General features: G+C 40.3%; 17 protein-coding genes, 1 tRNA gene, 1 other RNA gene, 1 pseudogene and 1 other annotated feature. Of the genes and pseudogenes, 14 read left to right on the forward strand and 6 right to left on the reverse strand.

The features are described from left to right. A partial coding sequence (locus OIT90_RS19115; protein ID WP_332607169.1) for a YaaC family protein occupies nucleotides 1-934 on the reverse strand: 934 nt, incomplete at its 3' end. Nucleotides 935-1055: 121 nt separating this feature from the next. Here OIT90_RS19115 and guaB point away from each other — a divergent pair. Then, entirely contained in the window at nucleotides 1056-2522 is a 1467-nt protein-coding gene (guaB, locus tag OIT90_RS19120; RefSeq protein ID WP_024426749.1) for an IMP dehydrogenase, read from the forward strand. A 160-nt stretch (nucleotides 2523-2682) separates the two neighbouring features. Further along, on the forward strand, nucleotides 2683-4008 hold the full coding sequence (locus OIT90_RS19125; protein ID WP_024425754.1) for a D-alanyl-D-alanine carboxypeptidase family protein: 1326 nt from the start codon (nucleotides 2683-2685) through the stop codon (nucleotides 4006-4008). Nucleotides 4009-4049: 41 nt separating this feature from the next. Here OIT90_RS19125 and pdxR read toward each other — a convergent pair whose 3' ends face one another. After that, nucleotides 4050-5528 carry a MocR-like pyridoxine biosynthesis transcription factor PdxR gene (pdxR, locus tag OIT90_RS19130; protein WP_039175838.1) on the reverse strand — a complete coding sequence of 493 codons (1479 nt, stop codon included), beginning with the start codon at nucleotides 5526-5528 and terminating at the stop codon, nucleotides 4050-4052. 246 nt (nucleotides 5529-5774) lie between these two features. On the opposite strand from pdxR, the gene pdxS reads away from it, so the two are divergent. From pdxS to OIT90_RS19155, 5 genes and pseudogenes are all read left to right on the forward strand, one after another. Continuing rightward, nucleotides 5775-6659 carry a pyridoxal 5'-phosphate synthase lyase subunit PdxS gene (gene pdxS, locus OIT90_RS19135; RefSeq protein ID WP_039175840.1) on the forward strand — a complete coding sequence of 295 codons (885 nt, stop codon included), beginning with the start codon at nucleotides 5775-5777 and terminating at the stop codon, nucleotides 6657-6659. Nucleotides 6660-6679: 20 nt separating this feature from the next. Further along, nucleotides 6680-7270 carry a pyridoxal 5'-phosphate synthase glutaminase subunit PdxT gene (gene pdxT, locus OIT90_RS19140; protein WP_059375792.1) on the forward strand — a complete coding sequence of 197 codons (591 nt, stop codon included), beginning with the start codon at nucleotides 6680-6682 and terminating at the stop codon, nucleotides 7268-7270. Between the two features lie 53 nt (nucleotides 7271-7323). Beyond that, nucleotides 7324-7540, forward strand: a binding site (T-box leader). Between the two features lie 48 nt (nucleotides 7541-7588). After that, the gene (gene serS, locus OIT90_RS19145; RefSeq protein ID WP_039175845.1) at nucleotides 7589-8863 is read left to right on the forward strand and encodes a serine--tRNA ligase; all 1275 of its coding nucleotides are present in this window, start codon (nucleotides 7589-7591) and stop codon (nucleotides 8861-8863) included. Nucleotides 8864-9459: 596 nt separating this feature from the next. Continuing rightward, nucleotides 9460-9795 (forward strand): annotated as a pseudogene (locus OIT90_RS19150) (methyl-accepting chemotaxis protein); the annotation flags it as partial. Between the two features lie 325 nt (nucleotides 9796-10120). Further along, nucleotides 10121-10213: transfer RNA gene (locus OIT90_RS19155), tRNA-Ser, on the forward strand. Between the two features lie 88 nt (nucleotides 10214-10301). Here the strand turns inward: OIT90_RS19155 and OIT90_RS19160 are convergent. From OIT90_RS19160 to OIT90_RS19175, 4 genes are all read right to left on the reverse strand, one after another. Next, on the reverse strand, nucleotides 10302-10961 hold the full coding sequence (locus tag OIT90_RS19160) for a deoxynucleoside kinase (protein WP_039175851.1): 660 nt from the start codon (nucleotides 10959-10961) through the stop codon (nucleotides 10302-10304). After that, nucleotides 10958-11581, reverse strand: a complete 624-nt coding sequence (locus OIT90_RS19165; RefSeq protein ID WP_039175853.1) for a deoxynucleoside kinase — start codon at nucleotides 11579-11581, stop codon at nucleotides 10958-10960. Before OIT90_RS19165 ends, OIT90_RS19160 begins: the two co-directional genes overlap by 4 nt. An 85-nt stretch (nucleotides 11582-11666) precedes the next feature. Next, the gene (locus OIT90_RS19170) at nucleotides 11667-12914 is read right to left on the reverse strand and encodes a glycoside hydrolase family 18 protein (RefSeq protein ID WP_239690744.1); all 1248 of its coding nucleotides are present in this window, start codon (nucleotides 12912-12914) and stop codon (nucleotides 11667-11669) included. 99 nt (nucleotides 12915-13013) lie between these two features. Beyond that, a complete protein-coding gene (locus OIT90_RS19175) occupies nucleotides 13014-13568 on the reverse strand; it encodes a cysteine hydrolase family protein (RefSeq protein ID WP_039175857.1) in 555 nt (184 codons plus the stop codon). Between the two features lie 79 nt (nucleotides 13569-13647). Between OIT90_RS19175 and tadA the strand changes: the two genes are divergently transcribed. The 7 genes from tadA (at nucleotide 13648) to OIT90_RS19210 (ending at nucleotide 18043) form a co-directional block, all read left to right on the forward strand. Then, complete coding sequence (gene tadA / locus OIT90_RS19180; protein ID WP_034284264.1) at nucleotides 13648-14124, forward strand: tRNA adenosine(34) deaminase TadA; 477 nt, start codon at nucleotides 13648-13650, stop codon at nucleotides 14122-14124. Between the two features lie 76 nt (nucleotides 14125-14200). After that, nucleotides 14201-14465, forward strand: an RNA gene (gene ffs / locus OIT90_RS19185) — signal recognition particle sRNA large type. A gap of 330 nt (nucleotides 14466-14795) precedes the next feature. After that, entirely contained in the window at nucleotides 14796-16508 is a 1713-nt protein-coding gene (dnaX, locus tag OIT90_RS19190; protein ID WP_064498738.1) for a DNA polymerase III subunit gamma/tau, read from the forward strand. Nucleotides 16509-16534: 26 nt separating this feature from the next. Beyond that, a complete protein-coding gene (locus OIT90_RS19195; RefSeq protein WP_008342011.1) occupies nucleotides 16535-16858 on the forward strand; it encodes a YbaB/EbfC family nucleoid-associated protein in 324 nt (107 codons plus the stop codon). 15 nt (nucleotides 16859-16873) lie between these two features. Further along, entirely contained in the window at nucleotides 16874-17470 is a 597-nt protein-coding gene (gene recR / locus OIT90_RS19200) for a recombination protein RecR (protein WP_003218094.1), read from the forward strand. Between the two features lie 18 nt (nucleotides 17471-17488). Beyond that, nucleotides 17489-17713 carry a YaaL family protein gene (locus OIT90_RS19205; RefSeq protein WP_024425764.1) on the forward strand — a complete coding sequence of 75 codons (225 nt, stop codon included), beginning with the start codon at nucleotides 17489-17491 and terminating at the stop codon, nucleotides 17711-17713. Nucleotides 17714-17779: 66 nt separating this feature from the next. After that, nucleotides 17780-18043: a pro-sigmaK processing inhibitor BofA family protein gene (locus tag OIT90_RS19210; protein WP_034284261.1), complete on the forward strand. Its 264-nt coding sequence runs from the start codon at nucleotides 17780-17782 to the stop codon at nucleotides 18041-18043. The last annotated feature ends 149 nt before the right edge of the window (nucleotides 18044-18192 follow it).

Here is an 18192-nt window from a genome sequence, read left to right on the forward strand (position 1 = left end):
CTTCTAACAGCATCATGATGTAAGCTGGGAACTTCTCTTCTGCAATCTCCATGTAGCGTTCAATCATGACGTAATCGTCGCTAATGTATTGAGACAGCAGCTCGTACCACCATTCTGTTTCGTAGCGGGCAATCATACTAAGGTTATACATCAATAAGTAATGGCTGATGATCTCAGGAATCCCTAGAAAAGCATCTCGTGTTGACGGTATAAACCATTGATCCATTTCTAAATCATAATGAAGATGAGTAGCGAGTGCTGGGTTTTCTTCAAGAAATACATCAAACGTCAATTTCTTAGCCTCTCTCTGTTTGAGTTTCCAGCTTGTATGGAACTCAAAGTATTCAATAAAGCGTTCAGCAGACATGTTATAAAGTAATGGAATATGATCTTGAATCATCATTCCATTCGCCTTTTCCACTTTAACTAATGTCGCGGGCTGCTTTTGAAACTCAAGAATATGACTCATTTCAGGTATTTTGGACAGGAGATGGATCATTGTAAATCGCTCATCTTCAAGACCCTTTAAATGAAATAGATGCTTTAACACATGCATACATAGCCCGTTTCTTTGGATTTTCACTTCATCTTCGCTAAAGCGGTAATGCTGTTTCTTTCTCTTTCTCGATGTTACGCCATGGGCTAAAACAGAGGTTTGAGAAGGATAATGGGGATCAACTGTCAGCAAACATGCTTTTAATAGCTGTGCCATTCCATAAAACAATAAAATGGGTTTAAGTTCTAAAGGTGCATTCGCAGCCTGTTCATAAAACGTATGGCCATGTTTTAGAAAGTAAATAAATCGTTCACAGTTTTTATAGGCTTGCTGATTTGCATCTGGAATGTTCCGTTTCTCATATTGTTGAAATAGAAACTTTTGGGAAGTTTCTAGCGAGTAAAAACGTTTTAAATCCTTCCATCCTGAACTTTTCATCTTCTTCCTCAACTCTCTTTATATTTTCTAAAAATTGCAACTGTTTGTTGCTTCCTTGACATGCTGTTTGCTAGTTGATAATCTACATATAATATTTTGCCGAAAAGAGGGGGATTTACTAATGTGGGAAAGTAAATTTTCAAAAGAAGGTTTGACGTTTGACGATGTTTTGCTTGTTCCAGCAAAGTCTGAAGTACTTCCGCGTGATGTCGATTTATCAGTGGAACTAACAAGTACATTAAAGCTAAACATTCCAATTATCAGTGCTGGAATGGATACAGTGACGGAATCACAAATGGCGATTGCAATGGCACGTCAAGGTGGTCTTGGTATTATTCATAAGAACATGTCCATTGAACAGCAAGCAGAACAGGTGGATAAAGTAAAACGTTCAGAGCGCGGCGTTATTACAAATCCATTCTTCTTAACACCAGAGCATCAAGTATTTGATGCAGAGCATTTAATGGGTAAATACCGTATTTCAGGTGTGCCGATTGTCAACAACGAACAAGACCAAAAGCTTGTTGGTATTATTACGAACCGTGACCTTCGTTTTATTTCGGATTATTCAATGAAGATTAGCGACGTGATGACAAAAGAGGAACTTGTGACAGCTTCTGTTGGTACAACGTTAGAAGAAGCTGAAAAAATCTTACAGCAATACAAGATTGAAAAATTACCTCTCTTAGATGACGAAGGAACGTTAAAAGGTCTTATCACAATCAAAGATATTGAAAAAGTGATTGAATTCCCTAACTCCTCTAAAGATGCACATGGCCGTTTAATTGTTGGTGCCGCTGTTGGTGTCACTGGCGATACAATGACACGTGTGAAAAAATTAGTCGAAGCCAATGTGGATGTTATTGTCATTGATACAGCACACGGTCATTCTCAAGGTGTTCTAAACACTGTATCGAAAATCCGTGAAACGTATCCTTCTCTTAACATCATTGCTGGTAATGTTGCAACAGCTGAAGCAACAAAAGCATTGTTTGAAGCAGGAGCAGATATTGTGAAAGTCGGTATCGGACCAGGATCTATTTGTACAACACGTGTTGTTGCAGGTGTTGGTGTACCACAAATCACAGCGATCTATGACTGTGCAACAGAAGCAAGAAAACATGGTAAAGCTATTATTGCAGATGGTGGAATTAAATATTCAGGTGATATCGTGAAAGCACTAGCATCTGGCGGACATGCTGTTATGCTGGGAAGCCTTCTAGCTGGTACATCTGAAAGCCCAGGAGAAACAGAAATTTTCCAAGGTAGACGCTTCAAAGTTTATCGTGGTATGGGTTCTGTTGCTGCAATGGAAAAAGGAAGTAAAGATCGTTACTTCCAAGAAGATAATAAAAAGTTCGTTCCTGAAGGAATCGAAGGCCGTACACCATACAAAGGGCCAGTCGTTGATACAGTGTATCAACTAGTTGGCGGTATTCGTTCTGGTATGGGCTATTGTGGAACACAGGATTTACGCACTCTTAGAGAAGAAGCACAGTTCATTCGTATGACGGGTGCAGGACTTCGTGAGAGTCATCCACATGATGTACAAATTACAAAAGAATCACCAAACTACACAATTTCTTGATAAATTGTGACAATCAAATTACATTTGACAGGGTCTATGACTCTGTCTATTTTTTTTGTCTTTATTGTGATAAAATTTATACTGTTGTGTTGAAATAAGCCCTTGTGGATTACATATATATGAAAAACGTCGAAAAAAGATGAATACGGAGGTATGACGATTGAACAGCAAGATGTTGAAACAGCTTATGGTCTCTATCCTTGCATTGGCATTGATTGTTACAGCATTTACACCAATGTCCAAAGCAAAGGCTGCTGAAGATCCATTCAGTGTGAATGCGAAAGCAGCGATCCTTATTGAAGCTTCTACAGGTAAAATTCTTTATAGTAAAAACGCAGATCAAAGACTGCCTATTGCAAGTATGGCAAAAATGATGACCGAGTATCTATTACTAGAGGCGATTGCTGAAGGTAAAGTGAAATGGGATCAAAAGTATACGCCAGATGATTATGTATACGAAATTTCTCAGGACCGCAGTTTATCTAACGTTCCTTTGAGAAAAGATGGTTCGTATACAGTAAAAGAACTTTATCAAGCAACGGCTATTTATTCGGCAAATGCAGCAGCGATTGGTTTAGCAGAAGTGATCGCTGGATCAGAATCGAAGTTTGTTGAAAAAATGAACGCAAAAGCAAAAGAACTTGGTTTAACAAACTACAAATTCGTGAATGCAACTGGTCTGGAAAATAAAGACTTACATGGCCAACAGCCAAAAGGGACAGGTCCTGATGAAGAAAGTGAAGTATCCGCAAAAGATATGGCATTGCTTGCACAGCATCTCATCAAAGACCATCCAGAAATTCTTGAAACAGCAAGTATTGCGAAAACGAAGTTCAGAGAAGGCACTGACGATGAAATGGACATGCCTAACTGGAACTTCATGCTTAAAGGACTTGTGAAGGAATATAAAGGTGTAGACGGTCTGAAAACAGGATCTACAGATTCAGCCGGTTCTAGCTTCACAGGTACGGCAAAACAAGGTGACATGCGCGTCATTGCCGTCATCCTAAATGCAAAAGGTAATCTTCATACAGCACGTTTCGACGTGGCGAAAAAACTGTTCGACTATGCGTTTAAAAACTTCACGATGAAAGAAATGTACAAAAAAGGTCAACAAATCAAAGGACATGAAAACATCGAAGTTGATAAAGGCAAAGATAAAGAAGTACCTGTTGTGACGAAAGAAGCATTTTCTGTGCCAGTAAAAAATGGTGACGAAAAGAGCTATAAAGCAAAAGTAAATATCGAGAAAAAGAACCTAGAAGCTCCTATTAAAAAAGGAACGAAGGTTGGCATGCTGACGACTTCTTATTCTGGTGATGAGAAGGACTACGGCTATTTAAATAAAGACCAATCAGGTGTTGAGCTTGTGACGAAAACAGGCGATGAAAAAGCAAACTGGTTCATCCTTGCAATGCGCGGTGTAGGTGGTTTCTTCGCTGGCATTTGGGGCGGAATCGTTGACACAGTAAAAGGTTGGTTCTAATAAAAAACTGCTCTCTATTCATGAGAGCAGTTTTTTTATCGTTAAAAGAAGAGCGATTGCTTCTGATTTTGAGGAGTGGATAAAGCTTGCTGAAAAATATCACATAACTTTTCCACACCTTCGGTCAGTGCTTTTTCATTCACATAGGAAAAGCTGAGGCGGATATAATTCTGCTTCGGCTCTCCAGGATAGCAGACAGAGCCAGGCAGAAAGGTGATTTGCTGCTTACGTGCCTCATGCAACAGTGCTCGTGTATCGACCCAGGAAGGAAAGCTAAGCCATAAATTGAGCCCGCCCTGTGGAATTTGCCACGTTACATCTTTCGGTGCGTGTTTCGTTAACACATCCATCATCAAATCGCGTCTCACTTTCAAGGCGGTTCTTAGCTTCTTCGTATGATCAATCATTTTCTTCGATGTCAGAAACGGCAATATGGCCTTTTGTGTGAGGAGAGGGCTGCCTAAGTCATTATTGGCCTTTGCAGCTAATAAACGGTTAAATATCGATCCTGAGGCTGTGATAATCCCGATTCTGCATCCTGGAGCCAGTGTTTTACTTAATCCTCGTAAATAAATGACGTGTCCATCATGATCCAAGCTTTTAATAGGTGCTGGCGGCTTCTTTTCAAAATAAAGCTCACGATAAGGGTCATCTTCTACAATGAGACAATCAATGCTTTGAGCCAGTAAGAGAAGCTGTTTTCTACGCTTCATCGACATACTGGCCCCTGTTGGACTGTGGAAAGTAGGAATCGTATAGATGAGTTTCGGTTTATATTTATCACAAATGCTTTGAAGCTGTTTCATGTTCATCCCTTCATGATCGACAGGGACAGTAATGATTCTTGCTCCTCTGCCCATAAAGACATCAATGGCTCCGGGGTATGTCGGTGCTTCCATGACCACCACATCATCCGGCCCAATAAACGTACGTGCCACCAAATCAAGCCCTTGCTGAGAACCACTTGTTACTAGGATATTTTCAGGTGTAGACGGCACATCCAACTTTTCTAAAAATGATTGAATGACTTGTCGCAGCTGAAGGTCACCTTGTATCTCACCATACTTCGACATGATTTGGGGATGCCTGGCTAGTACATGCTGCATCTCTTTTTCTAAATACCGGTTGGGCAAAAGCCCTGGATCGATCATAGAGGAAGAAAGGTTAATGGCTTCTTCGACATAGTGATACTGAGCGAATTGAGACCGTGGTAAATAATCTGGAATCGACAACTGCCAATCGAAAGAAGTAGATGATGGAACCGGAATCTCTGCCTGCTCTTGCTGCTCATCCACAAAGGTTCCTTTACCTTGCACCGTCTTTAAATATCCGTCATCCTTTAATCGGGTGTATGCCTTTGCTGCCGTGACAAGACTCACATTGAGCTGCTTGGCTAAATCACGTACAGTTGGCAGCTTTTCTCCTTGCTGAAGCAAACCTGATTGAATGTGGTCAATGATTGAAAAGTAAATTTGATTTGAAAGAGATGTATCAGAGTGTCGATGGATATCAATATGCATGAAACCCCTCCATATAATGCAACATTGTTATACATGAATTTTAATTGTTATAGTTGCATTATAGCATGTAAATCACACTTGAAAGAGAAAATGACATGTTTTTAGCTGGAAACCCTTTATATACAAGGATTTATTCTTTTTTATCGGCTGTTTGAATTGTTATACTATTCTCTTTATTGTTATACTTTCTCGCTTGTATGATAAAGATGTTGAATGAATCGAATAGACAAATGGGAGGAAACTATTGTGAGCAATAAGGGAACTGAACGAGTGAAACGTGGAATGGCAGAAATGCAAAAGGGTGGCGTCATCATGGATGTCGTCAATGCGGAGCAGGCAAAAATTGCAGAAGAAGCAGGTGCGGTGGCAGTCATGGCACTAGAACGAGTACCAGCTGATATCCGTGCAGCAGGCGGTGTTGCCCGTATGGCAGACCCAAGAATCGTAGAGGAAGTACAAAATGCCGTAACGATTCCAGTCATGGCAAAAGCACGTATCGGCCACATCGTCGAGGCTCGTGTTCTTGAAGCACTTGGTGTTGATTATATCGATGAGAGTGAAGTGCTGACGCCCGCAGATGAAGAATTCCATTTAAATAAAAATGAATACACAGTACCTTTTGTCTGTGGATGCCGCGACTTAGGTGAGGCAACCCGCCGTATCGCAGAAGGCGCTTCTATGCTTCGTACAAAAGGAGAACCTGGGACAGGCAACATTGTAGAAGCTGTTCGTCATATGAGAAAGGTTAATGCTCAGATTCGTAAAGTATCAGCCATGAGTGAAGATGAACTGATGACAGAAGCCAAGAATCTTGGCGCGCCTTATGAATTATTGCTGCAAATCAAAAGAGATGGCAAGCTGCCAGTTGTGAACTTTGCAGCTGGAGGCGTTGCAACACCAGCAGATGCTGCGTTAATGATGCAGCTTGGAGCAGACGGTGTATTTGTCGGATCTGGTATCTTCAAATCAGACAATCCAGCTAAATTCGCAAAAGCGATTGTTGAAGCAACAACTCATTACACTGATTATCGTCTCATTGCAGAACTTTCAAAAGAGCTTGGAACAGCTATGAAAGGAATTGAAATTTCAAATCTACTGCCAGAAGAACGTATGCAAGAGCGTGGCTGGTAATTAAGGGAGCGCAAACGAACATGCTGACAATTGGTGTACTAGGGCTTCAAGGAGCGGTGAGAGAGCATATTCAATCAATTGAAGCCTGCGGAGCAGAAGGAAAGATCATCAAACGAGTAGAAGAGCTAGAATCCGTTGACGGTTTGATTATCCCTGGTGGAGAAAGTACGACGATGAGAAGACTCATGGATACGTACCAATTCATTGATCCGATCAAAGCGTTCGCTGCTCAAGGGAAACCGATTTTCGGTACATGTGCCGGTTTGATTATGCTGGCAAAGCATATCGAGGATCGAGAAGATGCTCATCTTGGAGTGTTAAATGTATCTGTTGCACGGAACTCTTTTGGCAGACAGGTAGACAGCTTTGAAGCAGATTTAGAAGTAAAAGGACTGGATGCGCCGTTTACAGGGGTGTTCATCCGTGCGCCTCATATCATCAGCGCAGATGATAGCGTAGAAATCATGGCCGAATATGATGGCAGGATTGTGATGGCGAAGGAAAACAATATCCTAGGCTGCTCTTTTCATCCAGAGCTGACAGACGATCACCGGTTAACGCAGCTGTTTGTTGATATGGTGAAGTCCTACAAAACGAAGCTTGCTGTATAAAACGGTTGAAAAGAGATAAAACTTATAGTACATTAAAAACACAATCAAAGATCGAAAAAGCGTTGACGGGAAATAGTAAGAAGCCCCTCTTTCTCAGAGAGCCGATGGTTGGTGAGAATCGGTGAAAGATGCATTCTGAATCCATCCTTGAGCGAAATGCTGAAACAAGAGAAGTAAGCATTTACGGTGATACCGTTACAGAGGAAAGAGGGAAGCATGCTTCTGCATGTTTTCAATCAGGGTGGCAACGCGAGAGCTCTCGTCCCTTTCATGGGATGAGGGCTCTTTTTATTTTTCGATAAAAAAGGAGTGTTATACATGCTGGATATTAAACAACTGCGCACGGACTTTGATCAAATCAAAGAAAAATTAGCACACCGAGGCGAAGATTTAGCGGATTTTGATAAGTTTGGTGAGCTAGATCAAAAAAGAAGAGAATTAATCGGGAAAACAGAAGAATTAAAGAGCCGAAGAAATGAAGTATCACAACAAGTAGCCGTTCTAAAAAGAGAAAAGAAAGATGCCGATCACATTATTCAAGAAATGCGAGAGGTAGGAGATGAGATCAAGAAGCTGGATGACGAGCTAAGAACAGTAGAAGAAAGCCTGCAGCACATATTGTTCTCAATTCCAAATATCCCTCATGACTCTGTACCAGTTGGTGAAACAGAAGACGACAACGTGGAAGTGAGAAAATGGGGCGAACAGCCAGCCTTCTCATTTGAACCAAAACCACATTGGGACGTAGCTGATGAGCTAAATATCCTTGATTTTGAACGTGCAGGAAAAGTGACAGGAAGCCGTTTCGTTTTTTATAAAGGGCTTGGCGCACGCTTAGAGCGCGCATTGTATAATTTTATGCTTGATTTACATGTGGATGAGTTTGGTTTTACTGAAGTGCTTCCACCTTATATGGTCAACAGAGCGAGCATGACAGGAACTGGTCAGCTTCCAAAATTCGAAGAGGATGCCTTTAAAATTCGCGAAGAAGATTACTTCCTCATTCCAACAGCCGAAGTGCCGATTACCAACATGCATCGTGACGAAATTCTCGATGGTGAACAACTGCCAATCAACTATGCAGCATTCAGTGCTTGCTTCAGATCAGAAGCTGGATCTGCCGGCAGAGATACACGTGGACTTATCCGTCAGCATCAATTTAACAAAGTAGAGCTCGTGAAATTTGTTAGACCAGAAGATTCTTATGAAGAATTAGAGAAATTAACAAATCAAGCAGAAAAAGTGCTTCAGCTATTGAACCTGCCATACCGTGTCATGAGCATGTGTACGGGAGATTTAGGCTTCACAGCTGCAAAGAAATACGATATCGAAGTATGGATTCCGAGCCAGAATACGTACCGTGAAATTTCTTCTTGCAGTAACTTCGAAGCATTCCAAGCAAGACGTGCAAACATTCGTTTCCGTCCGGAGCCTAAAGCGAAGCCAGAACATGTCCACACATTAAATGGATCTGGATTAGCGGTAGGAAGAACCGTAGCGGCTATTTTAGAAAACTATCAACAAGAGGATGGAACAGTAATCATTCCTGAAGTGCTGCGTCCTTACATGGGAAATAAAGAAGTGATGAAATAAGATGCCGCCAAGGCATCTTATTCTTTTTACCAAAAGTCCTACAGTTTTCCTGAATTTAGCCGATAAAAAGAGTAAAAGCTTCTAGGAAAGAAGGAATAATCTTGAATAGGCTTGACTATTATGTTGAAATGGCTCAATTACTTAGAAAGGTACTAGATGAAAGTATTCTTTTCGGTATCACGGATACAGAGAAGGTACTTTGTTATTACCCGTCTAACACAATAGATTTTGGTATGAAAGTTGGGGACCCATTGAACCCAGAAGACCAAAATGTGGCGACGACATTAAGAGGACAAGAATATGACGGTTACTTACCAGAATCACTATATGGTTATGAAGTTGCTGTAAAAGGTTACCCGATTTTTGATGAAGATAGAAAAGTAATTGGCTCTTTTTTAGTGGCATTTACATATCATCGTGAAAAAAAATTAAGCGGTTATATGGAGCAAATCAATAAAGTAGCGAAAGAACTCCAAGGTGGAATTGAGCAAATTGCTGCACATTCACAAGAGCTGGCTGCCACAAGTTTAGAAATAAGCGAACAGGCAGGAAGAGCGGAAGAGAAATCTGCGAATATTGAAGAAGTCGTCAAAACCATTGGCGGAATCGCTAGACAAACAAATCTGCTAGGTTTAAATGCTGCAATTGAAGCCGCAAGAGCAGGTGAGAATGGAAAAGGGTTCGCTGTCGTGGCTGATGAAGTGCGTAAATTATCAGATGGCTCGAAGGAAGCCGCTGAAACCATTAATACATTTTTAAAAGAAATCCAAGACAGCATTGGCACTTTGTCTGAAAACATCTCACAAATCAGCAGCTCAACAAATGAACAAGCCGAACAAGTGACAGACTTTACGAAGATTATCGAATCATTAAATGAGTTTAAAGTAGAGATGAATCAGTTTATTGAAGAAATGAGGCAGGATACGAAATAGATCAAGAGCAGCCATCAATGGCTGCTTCAGCGTGTAGACAAACCCTCGCATTCGGTGTCAGGTCTGCGCTTCGGTGCTCACGAATGTCAAATTCGCTCCGCTCCGGTGCTCGCCCTTCCTAGACTGCAAAGGTTTTCTATCACGCTGAAAAGAAGACAAAGGGCTAAAATCAAAATCATTTTAGCCCTTTGTCAACAATCTGGAGCAGCCATCAATGGCTGCTTTTTTATAGGCAAATATCATGCCGAAATCACAAATTGAAATTTTTTTCGAAAAGATGTTGACTTCAAATAAAATGATATGGTATATTAATTCTTGTCGATACGGAGGAATACCCAAGTCCGGCTGAAGGGATCGGTCTTGAAAACCGACAGGGGTGTCAAAGCCCGCGGGGGTTCGAATCCCTCTTCCTCCGCCATATTGATTTTTTACCTTAGTTGAATTAAACGCAAGCATAAAAATTGGAAATTGTCAAACCGCTGCATTTCGCGAATGCAGCGGTTTTTTTATTTTGTTTTAGAGCGATTTTTTTGAATAACAGAAGCTATTTCATGAAGAATGGGATCAAGTGAACTTTCATCATGAAGTAGGTCGTAATCTTCAATATTAATTTTAATCACTGGGCATAAATCAAATTGTTCGATCCACTCTGTGTATCGAGTGTACATTTCTTCCCAATAAGCCCGGTCAGTTTGAGTTTCCATTTCTCTGCCGCGTTCTTCAATACGATGTAAAATATGATCTAAATCCCCGTGCAGATAGATGAGGACATCAGGGTGAGGGAAGTAAGGTGTCATCACCATCGCCTCAAATAGGCTTGTATATGTTTCATAATCGACCTCAGACATCGTACCTTTGTCCGCATGCATTTTTGCAAAAATGCCAGTGTCCTCATAAATGGAACGATCTTGTACATATCCTCCGCCAGATTCAAAAATCCGCTTTTGCTCCTTAAAACGCTCAGCCAGGAAATAGACCTGTAAGTGGAAGCTCCATCTTTGGAAATCTGAATAAAAAGGCTCTAAATATGGGTTATCATCTACTTTTTCAAGAGACGTTTGAAACCCTAGCTTGTCTGCTATTGTTTTGGTCATAGTGGATTTGCCGACACCAACAGTCCCGGCAATTGTGATGACTGCGTCCTTTGGTATTTCGATCTTGTTCATAGCACTTGCTCCTTTATGTTCTGTACAATTTGCTGGTAATCTTGCTGTGAGGAAACGAAGTCTGTATGATCTCCTTCAATTGTAATGATAGGAAGCCCTGGCTCAGTCTGTTTTAAATGTTCAATGGCCAGCTCATAATCTTCAATGAGTGTTTTTAAATAAGCTGGGTCAATGTCTTCTTCAAAAGAGCGTCCTCTCATCTGTATTCTTTCAAGTAAGGTTGGAAGGCTGGCTTTTATATAGATCATGGCATTTGGTTTAGGAAGATCATCTGTTAGCAGGTGATAGATCTTTCTGTATTTATCCATGTGCTTTTTTGATAATGTTCTTTCTGCAAATATCATATTTTTATAGACATGATAATCAGTGACAACCGGCTGCTGTTTATTCACATAGTTTTCTTCAATTAATTCTAACTGTTTGAACCGATTGCATAAAAAGAACATCTCAAGCTGAAAGCTCCATTGTTCCATATCTTCATAAAATTTATCTAAGAATGGATTTTCTTCTACAATCTCTTTTACTAAAGGAAATTGAAATTCCTTTGCAAGCATTGTAGCCAAAGTTGTTTTTCCGGCTCCAATTGGGCCTTCCACTGCAATAAAAGGGGCAGGATACATAGGCGTTCTCCTCTATCTATAAAGTTAAAGTTGTCAAACCAATGTATATTGTACCATACCCCTTCTAATAGATAGAGTGAATGGATTACGATGTCGTTCTTTTTTCAATATTAAATTGATCTGATAATAAGAGCCAATTTTGTGGGAAAGATAGACCTAATTTCCAATAAGCGATTCCGTTCAAATTTAGCTCTTTAATGAGGTTGAATTTTGCTTGAATCGACCTAGCGTCTTCGAACCAGACTTCATGCTCTTTGTTATTGGCATCTGTATAACGAAAATGAGGTGCTTGTGCTGTTTCGTCGTATAGGATAGAGACATTGTGCTGTCTAGCAAGTGCAATTGCTTGTTGAGGACTGACGGCTTTGGCGATCGGGCCGCCCTGGACGAAAGGAAGTGTCCAATCATAGCCATATAAATTCTGTCCCATTACAATTTTATTGGCTGGTATGACAGTTAGTGCATATTCAATGACTTGGCGGACAGGTCCAATTGGAGAGACAGCTTGTGCAGGGCCGCCGCTGTATCCCCATTCATAGGTCATCAACACAACATGATCGACGATCTTACCGATCGCTTCATAGTCATGGGCTTCATACCATTTGCCCTTTTGCTGACTACTTGTTTTTGGTGCAAGTGCAACAGATATTGTCCATCCTTCTTGATGGAAACGAGCTGTTGCCTCTCTTAAAAATTGAATATAAGCATCTTTATCAACAGGGCGTAAATATTCAAAATCAAAATGGATTTCCTTGAATTGATACTTCTTGGCAACACGAACAATTTCATTTAAAAATGCCGTTTTGACAGATTGATTAGTTAAAAGAATACGGCCAAGTTCATCACTGAATTTTTCATTCTCTAGATTCGTCACCACCATGGTTAATACAGTTCTGTTCTGAGCGGCAATCTGGGGTAGTTGGTCTAAAGGTGATTCTCGTAGCGTCCCATCTCTTTGTGCTTGAAAACTAAAGACGTCTAAATGGGTTAAGTATGGGGAGGCCTCTCTGGCTGCCTGCTTTAAGTTTTCACTGACTTGATTTCCACGTGGTTCAATATAAGCATTGGAATTAATGTTCCTTTTCGGTCTTTGTGGAATATAGAGCAAGAAGCGAATAGGTAGTATCGCTTCAGGTCGAATTCTGTTCACACGTGCCAACTCTTCCACTGAGATTTGAAACCGTCTACCAATTTGATATAGTGTGTCATTTTGTTTGACCTCATAAAATTGACCTCTAATTGGAATGACAATTGTTTGTCCAATGACGAGTTGATTTGGTGTTTCGATTTCGTTAGTACGGATGATTTCATTGACTGTCGTTTTAAAACGCATGGCAATATCGTTTAAAGTATCTCCTCTTTTGACAACATAAATTTGAATAGTCAACGCCCCCTTTGTTATTGCTAACAATTTATGAGGGTTATGGCTAAATCATGTTTGATTTTCATTCGTGATTTCCTTAGCGGTGGTGATTTTTGCTAGAAGGACGTTCTCCATCATCGTTAAAGCGTAGTCGTTATCCCTGTCGTCGTTTGAAGCGATACAATCTTTAGGTACAATTAGATTGTATTCTCGCATGTACGCGTCATTTGCAGTGAACAAAACGCATATGTTCCCGGCAATTCCAGTTAGAATAATGTCCTCAACACCTAATTCATTTAAGAGTGTCTCTAGTGCAGTACCGTAGAAGGCAGAATGCTTAGGTTTAATTAAGAAGTAATTATCTTTAGATGGTGTCATTTTCTCTAAAATAGGAGCGCTTCTTTCGTTTTTGCATGTTTCCAGAACAGCTTGGATATCAGCCTTCCAAAGTCCGTAGTGATCGTTGATATAAATGATTGGCCAATTTTCCTTGAAAGCATGTTCTTTAAGAGCTAAAATTTTATTGGTCATTTGCTCTGTTTTTTCTGCAAGCACATGTCCCATTTCAAAATCAAAATTATTAATCATATCGATAATAAGCAGCGCCTTTTGGTGCTTTGACAAATTAAGACCCCCTTTAAAAGATTGTGATAATATGTTAACCTCAATTTCCTTTTAAAAAACATGAAAAGAGAGCCGTGCCATGACGAAAGATGAACAGTTTATGCAAGAAGCCATTTCCGAAGCCTTAAAAGCAGAACAAATAGGAGAAGTGCCGATTGGTGCCATCATAGTTGTTGATGACCAAATCGTGAGCCGGGCTCATAATTTAAGGGAAAGTGAGCAGCGTTCAATTGCACATGCAGAATTACTTGCTATTGATGAAGCATGTAAAGCGACAGGGAGCTGGCGTTTAGAAGATGCTGTTCTTTACGTTACGCTTGAACCATGCCCAATGTGTGCAGGTGCTATTGTTCTTTCTAGAGTGAAAAAGGTTGTTTTTGGTGCATACGATCCAAAAGGTGGATGTGCAGGTACTTTAATGAATTTATTGGATGATGAACGGTTTAATCATCAGTCTGAGGTCATCGGTGGTGTACTTGAAAATGAGTGTGGTGAGCTGTTAAGTCAGTTCTTCCGAAACCTCCGTCAGCGAAAGAAACAAGCCAAAAGTAAATGAATGGATGTCGTTTGCAATTTGAGCTATAAGAAGGTATACTTATGTCTGCGTCACTAACAATTTAATATTCATTTTGCCGTGCTAAGCGGGGAGGTAGCGGTGCCCTGTACTCGCAATCCGCTCTAGCGAGGCCGAATCCCTTCTCGAGGTTCGTTTACTTCAAGGTCTGCCTTAAATAAGTGGTGTTGACGTCTGGGTCCTGCGCAATGGGAATTCATGAACCATGTCAGGTCCGGAAGGAAGCAGCATTAAGTGAAACCTCTCATGTGCCGCAGGGTTGCCTGGGCCGAGCTAACTGTTTAAGTAACGCTTGGGGTAGCGAATCGACAGAAGGTGCACGGTAAATCAATATTAAATGTAACTCATCTAGTTTATCTAGGTGAGTTTTTTGTTGCTGTTCAAAGGATAGCTCAACTGCTTTAGTTATACAAATAGATAAAAAGTCTTTTTGGCGCCATTTGTTTTTTTCACTAATTGTAACAGGAACTGGTGTTCTTTTTGGGGTTTCAGGTCTTTTCACAAAGCTAGAAAATACGTTTTTAATGCATGAAAAGTAGAAACTCTATAATTGAAATCATCTTTTTGGCATATTAGAAAATAAAGGTGTGCTTTTGAATTGATCGGTGCATCATGTATAATGAAAAGGATGATAAATGGAGGAGGGCGTATTTGTGAGTTATCAAGCTTTATATCGAGTGTTCAGACCTCAAGTTTTTGAGGATGTTGTTGGACAAGAACACATCACAAAAACGTTGCAAAATGCCCTTTTGCAGAAAAAGTTTTCTCATGCTTACTTATTTTCAGGTCCTAGAGGAACAGGTAAAACAAGTGCTGCCAAAATCTTTGCAAAGGCAGTGAACTGTGAAAAGTCACCTGTTAGTGAGCCGTGTAATGAATGTGATGCCTGTAAAGGAATTACAAATGGTTCAATTTCAGACGTGATTGAAATAGATGCTGCCTCGAATAACGGGGTAGATGAAATCCGAGATATACGTGATAAAGTGAAATTTGCTCCTTCGGCGGTTACATATAAGGTTTATATTATAGACGAAGTACATATGCTCTCTATCGGTGCATTTAATGCCCTCCTTAAAACGCTGGAAGAACCGCCTGCTCATTGTATCTTTATTTTGGCTACCACAGAGCCTCATAAGATTCCTCTTACCATCATATCTCGTTGTCAGCGATTTGATTTTAAACGAATCACGACCAAAGATATTGTTGGAAGAATGGAGAAAATTGTAGATGCAGAAGGCCTAAACGTACAGGAGGGCTCGCTCGAGATTATTGCTAGTGCAGCTGATGGCGGTATGCGTGATGCACTAAGTCTCTTAGATCAAGCGATCTCATTTAGTGGTGAACAATTGACAATTGATGATGCGCTGCTCATTACAGGTGCTGTATCTCAGCATTTCATTAGTCAGCTTGCTGAAGCAATTTTTGATCAAAATATTGCCACAGCGTTAGATACATTAAATGAATTGCTTCAGCAGGGGAAAGATGCTGCTAAATTAATAGAGGATATGATTTTTTACTTTAGAGATATGCTGCTTTATAAAACGGCACCAGATCTCGAGGGTGTCCTTGAAAAGGTAAAGGTCGACGAAAGTTTCGTGGCACTGTCAGATCGTGTGACACCTCAGTTTCTGTATGAAACAATTGAAGTCCTGAATAAAAGCCACCAAGAAATGAAATGGACAAATCATCCTAGGATTTTCTTTGAGGTAGCGGTTGTAAAGCTGTGTCAGTCAACAGCAGGATTGACACAAGGTCATGCTGACGCTGATTTAACGGCGCTAACAGATAAAATAAACAGGCTGGAACAGGAACTCTCAAGGCTAAGAGCCGAAGGGGTACCAATGTCTCCATCTCATAGCCCTCAAGAAAAAAAGGAAGCGCCTCGACCACAAACGAGTAACAAAAATGGCTATCGTGCTCCTGTCGGCCGAATTCATGAGATTCTAAAAGAAGCGAAACGGCCTGAGTTAGAAAAAATTAAAGGCAAATGGGGAGAGCTCCTTGCCCAGTTGAAACAGCAGAATAAAGTGTCTCACGCTGCGTTATTAACGGACAGTGAGCCAGTTGCGGCTGCTTCGCATGCCTTTGTTTTAAAATTCAAGTTTGAAATACATTGTAAAATGGTTGCTGAAGATAAAAGCGGTGTTCGAACCAATCTTGAACAACTGCTAGAGTCTATGTTAGGAAAAAGAGTGGAATTAGTTGGCGTTCCTGACGCTCAATGGGGTAAAATAAGAGAAGAATTTTTAAGAGATCATCAGCCGGATGAACAAGCAGATGGTCAGGGAACTTCTACTGAAGAGGATCCATTGATTGCGGAAGCAAAGAAATTAGTAGGAACCGATTTAATTGAAATTAAAGATTAATAAAAATGAAAGAGAGTGGTGTTCATATGCGCGGTGGAATGGGAAATATGCAAAAAATGATGAAACAAATGCAAAAAATGCAAAAGGATATGGCAAAGGCTCAAGAAGAGCTTGCAGAAAAAGTTCTTGAAGGTACAGCTGGTGGCGGTATGGTCACTGTAAAAGTAAATGGACAAAAAGAAGTCGTTGATGTAGCAATTAATGAAGAAGTTGTTGATCCAGAAGATATCGATATGCTTCAAGATCTTGTTCTTGCTGCGACAAACGATGCATTGAAAAAAGTCGATGAGCTAACGAATGAAACGATGGGTCAATTCACAAAAGGAATGAACATGCCAGGTTTATTCTAGGAGGAATAACTGAAGATGCAATATCCTGAACCAATATCAAAGCTGATTGACAGCTTTATGAAATTGCCAGGAATCGGACCAAAAACTGCGGTCCGTCTGGCTTTTTTTGTTCTTAGTATGCAGGAAGATGTCGTACTAGATTTTGCGAAGGCGCTTGTAAATGCAAAGCGTAATTTAACTTATTGTTCTGTATGCGGTCATATTACAGACCAAGATCCTTGCTATATTTGTGAAGATACAAGAAGAGATCAATCTGTTATCTGTGTAGTGCAGGATCCAAAAGATGTAATCGCAATGGAAAAAATGAAAGAATACAACGGCTTATATCATGTGCTTCATGGTGCCATTTCGCCAATGGACGGAATTGGTCCAGAGGATATTAAAATTCCTGACCTATTAAAAAGACTGCAAGACGATCAAGTGACAGAGGTGATCCTTGCAACCAATCCAAACATTGAAGGAGAAGCAACAGCCATGTATATCTCCAGATTGTTAAAACCATCAGGAATTAAACTCTCTCGCATTGCTCACGGACTTCCAGTAGGCGGAGATTTAGAGTATGCGGATGAAGTCACACTGTCTAAGGCTCTAGAAGGCAGACGTGAGATGTAGGAAGGAGAAGTACGGTACATGGGTTTTCTTCGCAGAAAATCAATTCGAAAAGAATTCGATGAGAAATTAATTCAACAGCTTTTTAAGCAAAAAGAAGAATGGAACAGACAAAAAAAGCTTGTCGCAAATAGCGTTGAGCCTTCACCGGACATTCTATTCGAATTAAAGCTTGCTCAAGCGAAGTACTTTTTCTATCTGAGAGAAGCGAAAAAGAGGAATTTACGTCTAAACAACTGGAAATAGCAGGTCTATTGTACATAATCTTCTCATATGCTTGTACTATTCATATGAAGAGGGGATGAGAGGATTATGGAACCTGTTATTGTGATTGGGTCAATTTTGCTGGCTGTGCTATTGTTGTTTATGTCAGGTGTGCAGGCGAATCCATTCAAATGGTTAGGGCTTATCGGAGTGAAGTTTGTGGCAGGCGCTCTTTTTTTATTTTGCCTCAACCTATTTGGCGAGAGTCTAGGATTACATGTCTCTATTAATCCTGTAACGAGTGGAATTAGTGGTTTATTGGGTATTCCAGGCGTAGCAGCTTTAATTGTAATTGAAAAGTTTATTATTTAATGAAAAATATTGTTGACTTTGATTCGGTAGGATGGTAAATTAGTATACGTCGCTGATGACGAAGAAACGAAAAAACATACTAACAAAAAAGTTGTTGACACTAACAACTTTGATGTGATAAGATGTTCTAGTCGCTTCTGAAGCGGTAA

It is taken from the genome of Bacillus sp. ABR (assembly GCF_056172715.1).

What these genes read in the sequence shown, in the direction of transcription:
- guaB (WP_024426749.1), top strand. Translation starts at nt 1,056, where the DNA reads ATGTGGGAAAGTAAATTTTCAAAAGAAGGTTTGACGTTTGACGATGTT.
- pdxR (WP_039175838.1), bottom strand. Translation starts at nt 5,528, where the DNA reads ATGCATATTGATATCCATCGACACTCTGATACATCTCTTTCAAATCAA.
- pdxT (WP_059375792.1), top strand. Translation starts at nt 6,680, where the DNA reads ATGCTGACAATTGGTGTACTAGGGCTTCAAGGAGCGGTGAGAGAGCAT.
- serS (WP_039175845.1), top strand. Translation starts at nt 7,589, where the DNA reads ATGCTGGATATTAAACAACTGCGCACGGACTTTGATCAAATCAAAGAA.
- OIT90_RS19160 (WP_039175851.1), bottom strand. Translation starts at nt 10,961, where the DNA reads ATGAACAAGATCGAAATACCAAAGGACGCAGTCATCACAATTGCCGGG.
- OIT90_RS19165 (WP_039175853.1), bottom strand. Translation starts at nt 11,581, where the DNA reads ATGTATCCTGCCCCTTTTATTGCAGTGGAAGGCCCAATTGGAGCCGGA.
- OIT90_RS19170 (WP_239690744.1), bottom strand. Translation starts at nt 12,914, where the DNA reads ATGCGTTTTAAAACGACAGTCAATGAAATCATCCGTACTAACGAAATC.
- tadA (WP_034284264.1), top strand. Translation starts at nt 13,648, where the DNA reads ATGACGAAAGATGAACAGTTTATGCAAGAAGCCATTTCCGAAGCCTTA.
- OIT90_RS19195 (WP_008342011.1), top strand. Translation starts at nt 16,535, where the DNA reads ATGCGCGGTGGAATGGGAAATATGCAAAAAATGATGAAACAAATGCAA.
- recR (WP_003218094.1), top strand. Translation starts at nt 16,874, where the DNA reads ATGCAATATCCTGAACCAATATCAAAGCTGATTGACAGCTTTATGAAA.
- OIT90_RS19205 (WP_024425764.1), top strand. Translation starts at nt 17,489, where the DNA reads ATGGGTTTTCTTCGCAGAAAATCAATTCGAAAAGAATTCGATGAGAAA.
- OIT90_RS19210 (WP_034284261.1), top strand. Translation starts at nt 17,780, where the DNA reads ATGGAACCTGTTATTGTGATTGGGTCAATTTTGCTGGCTGTGCTATTG.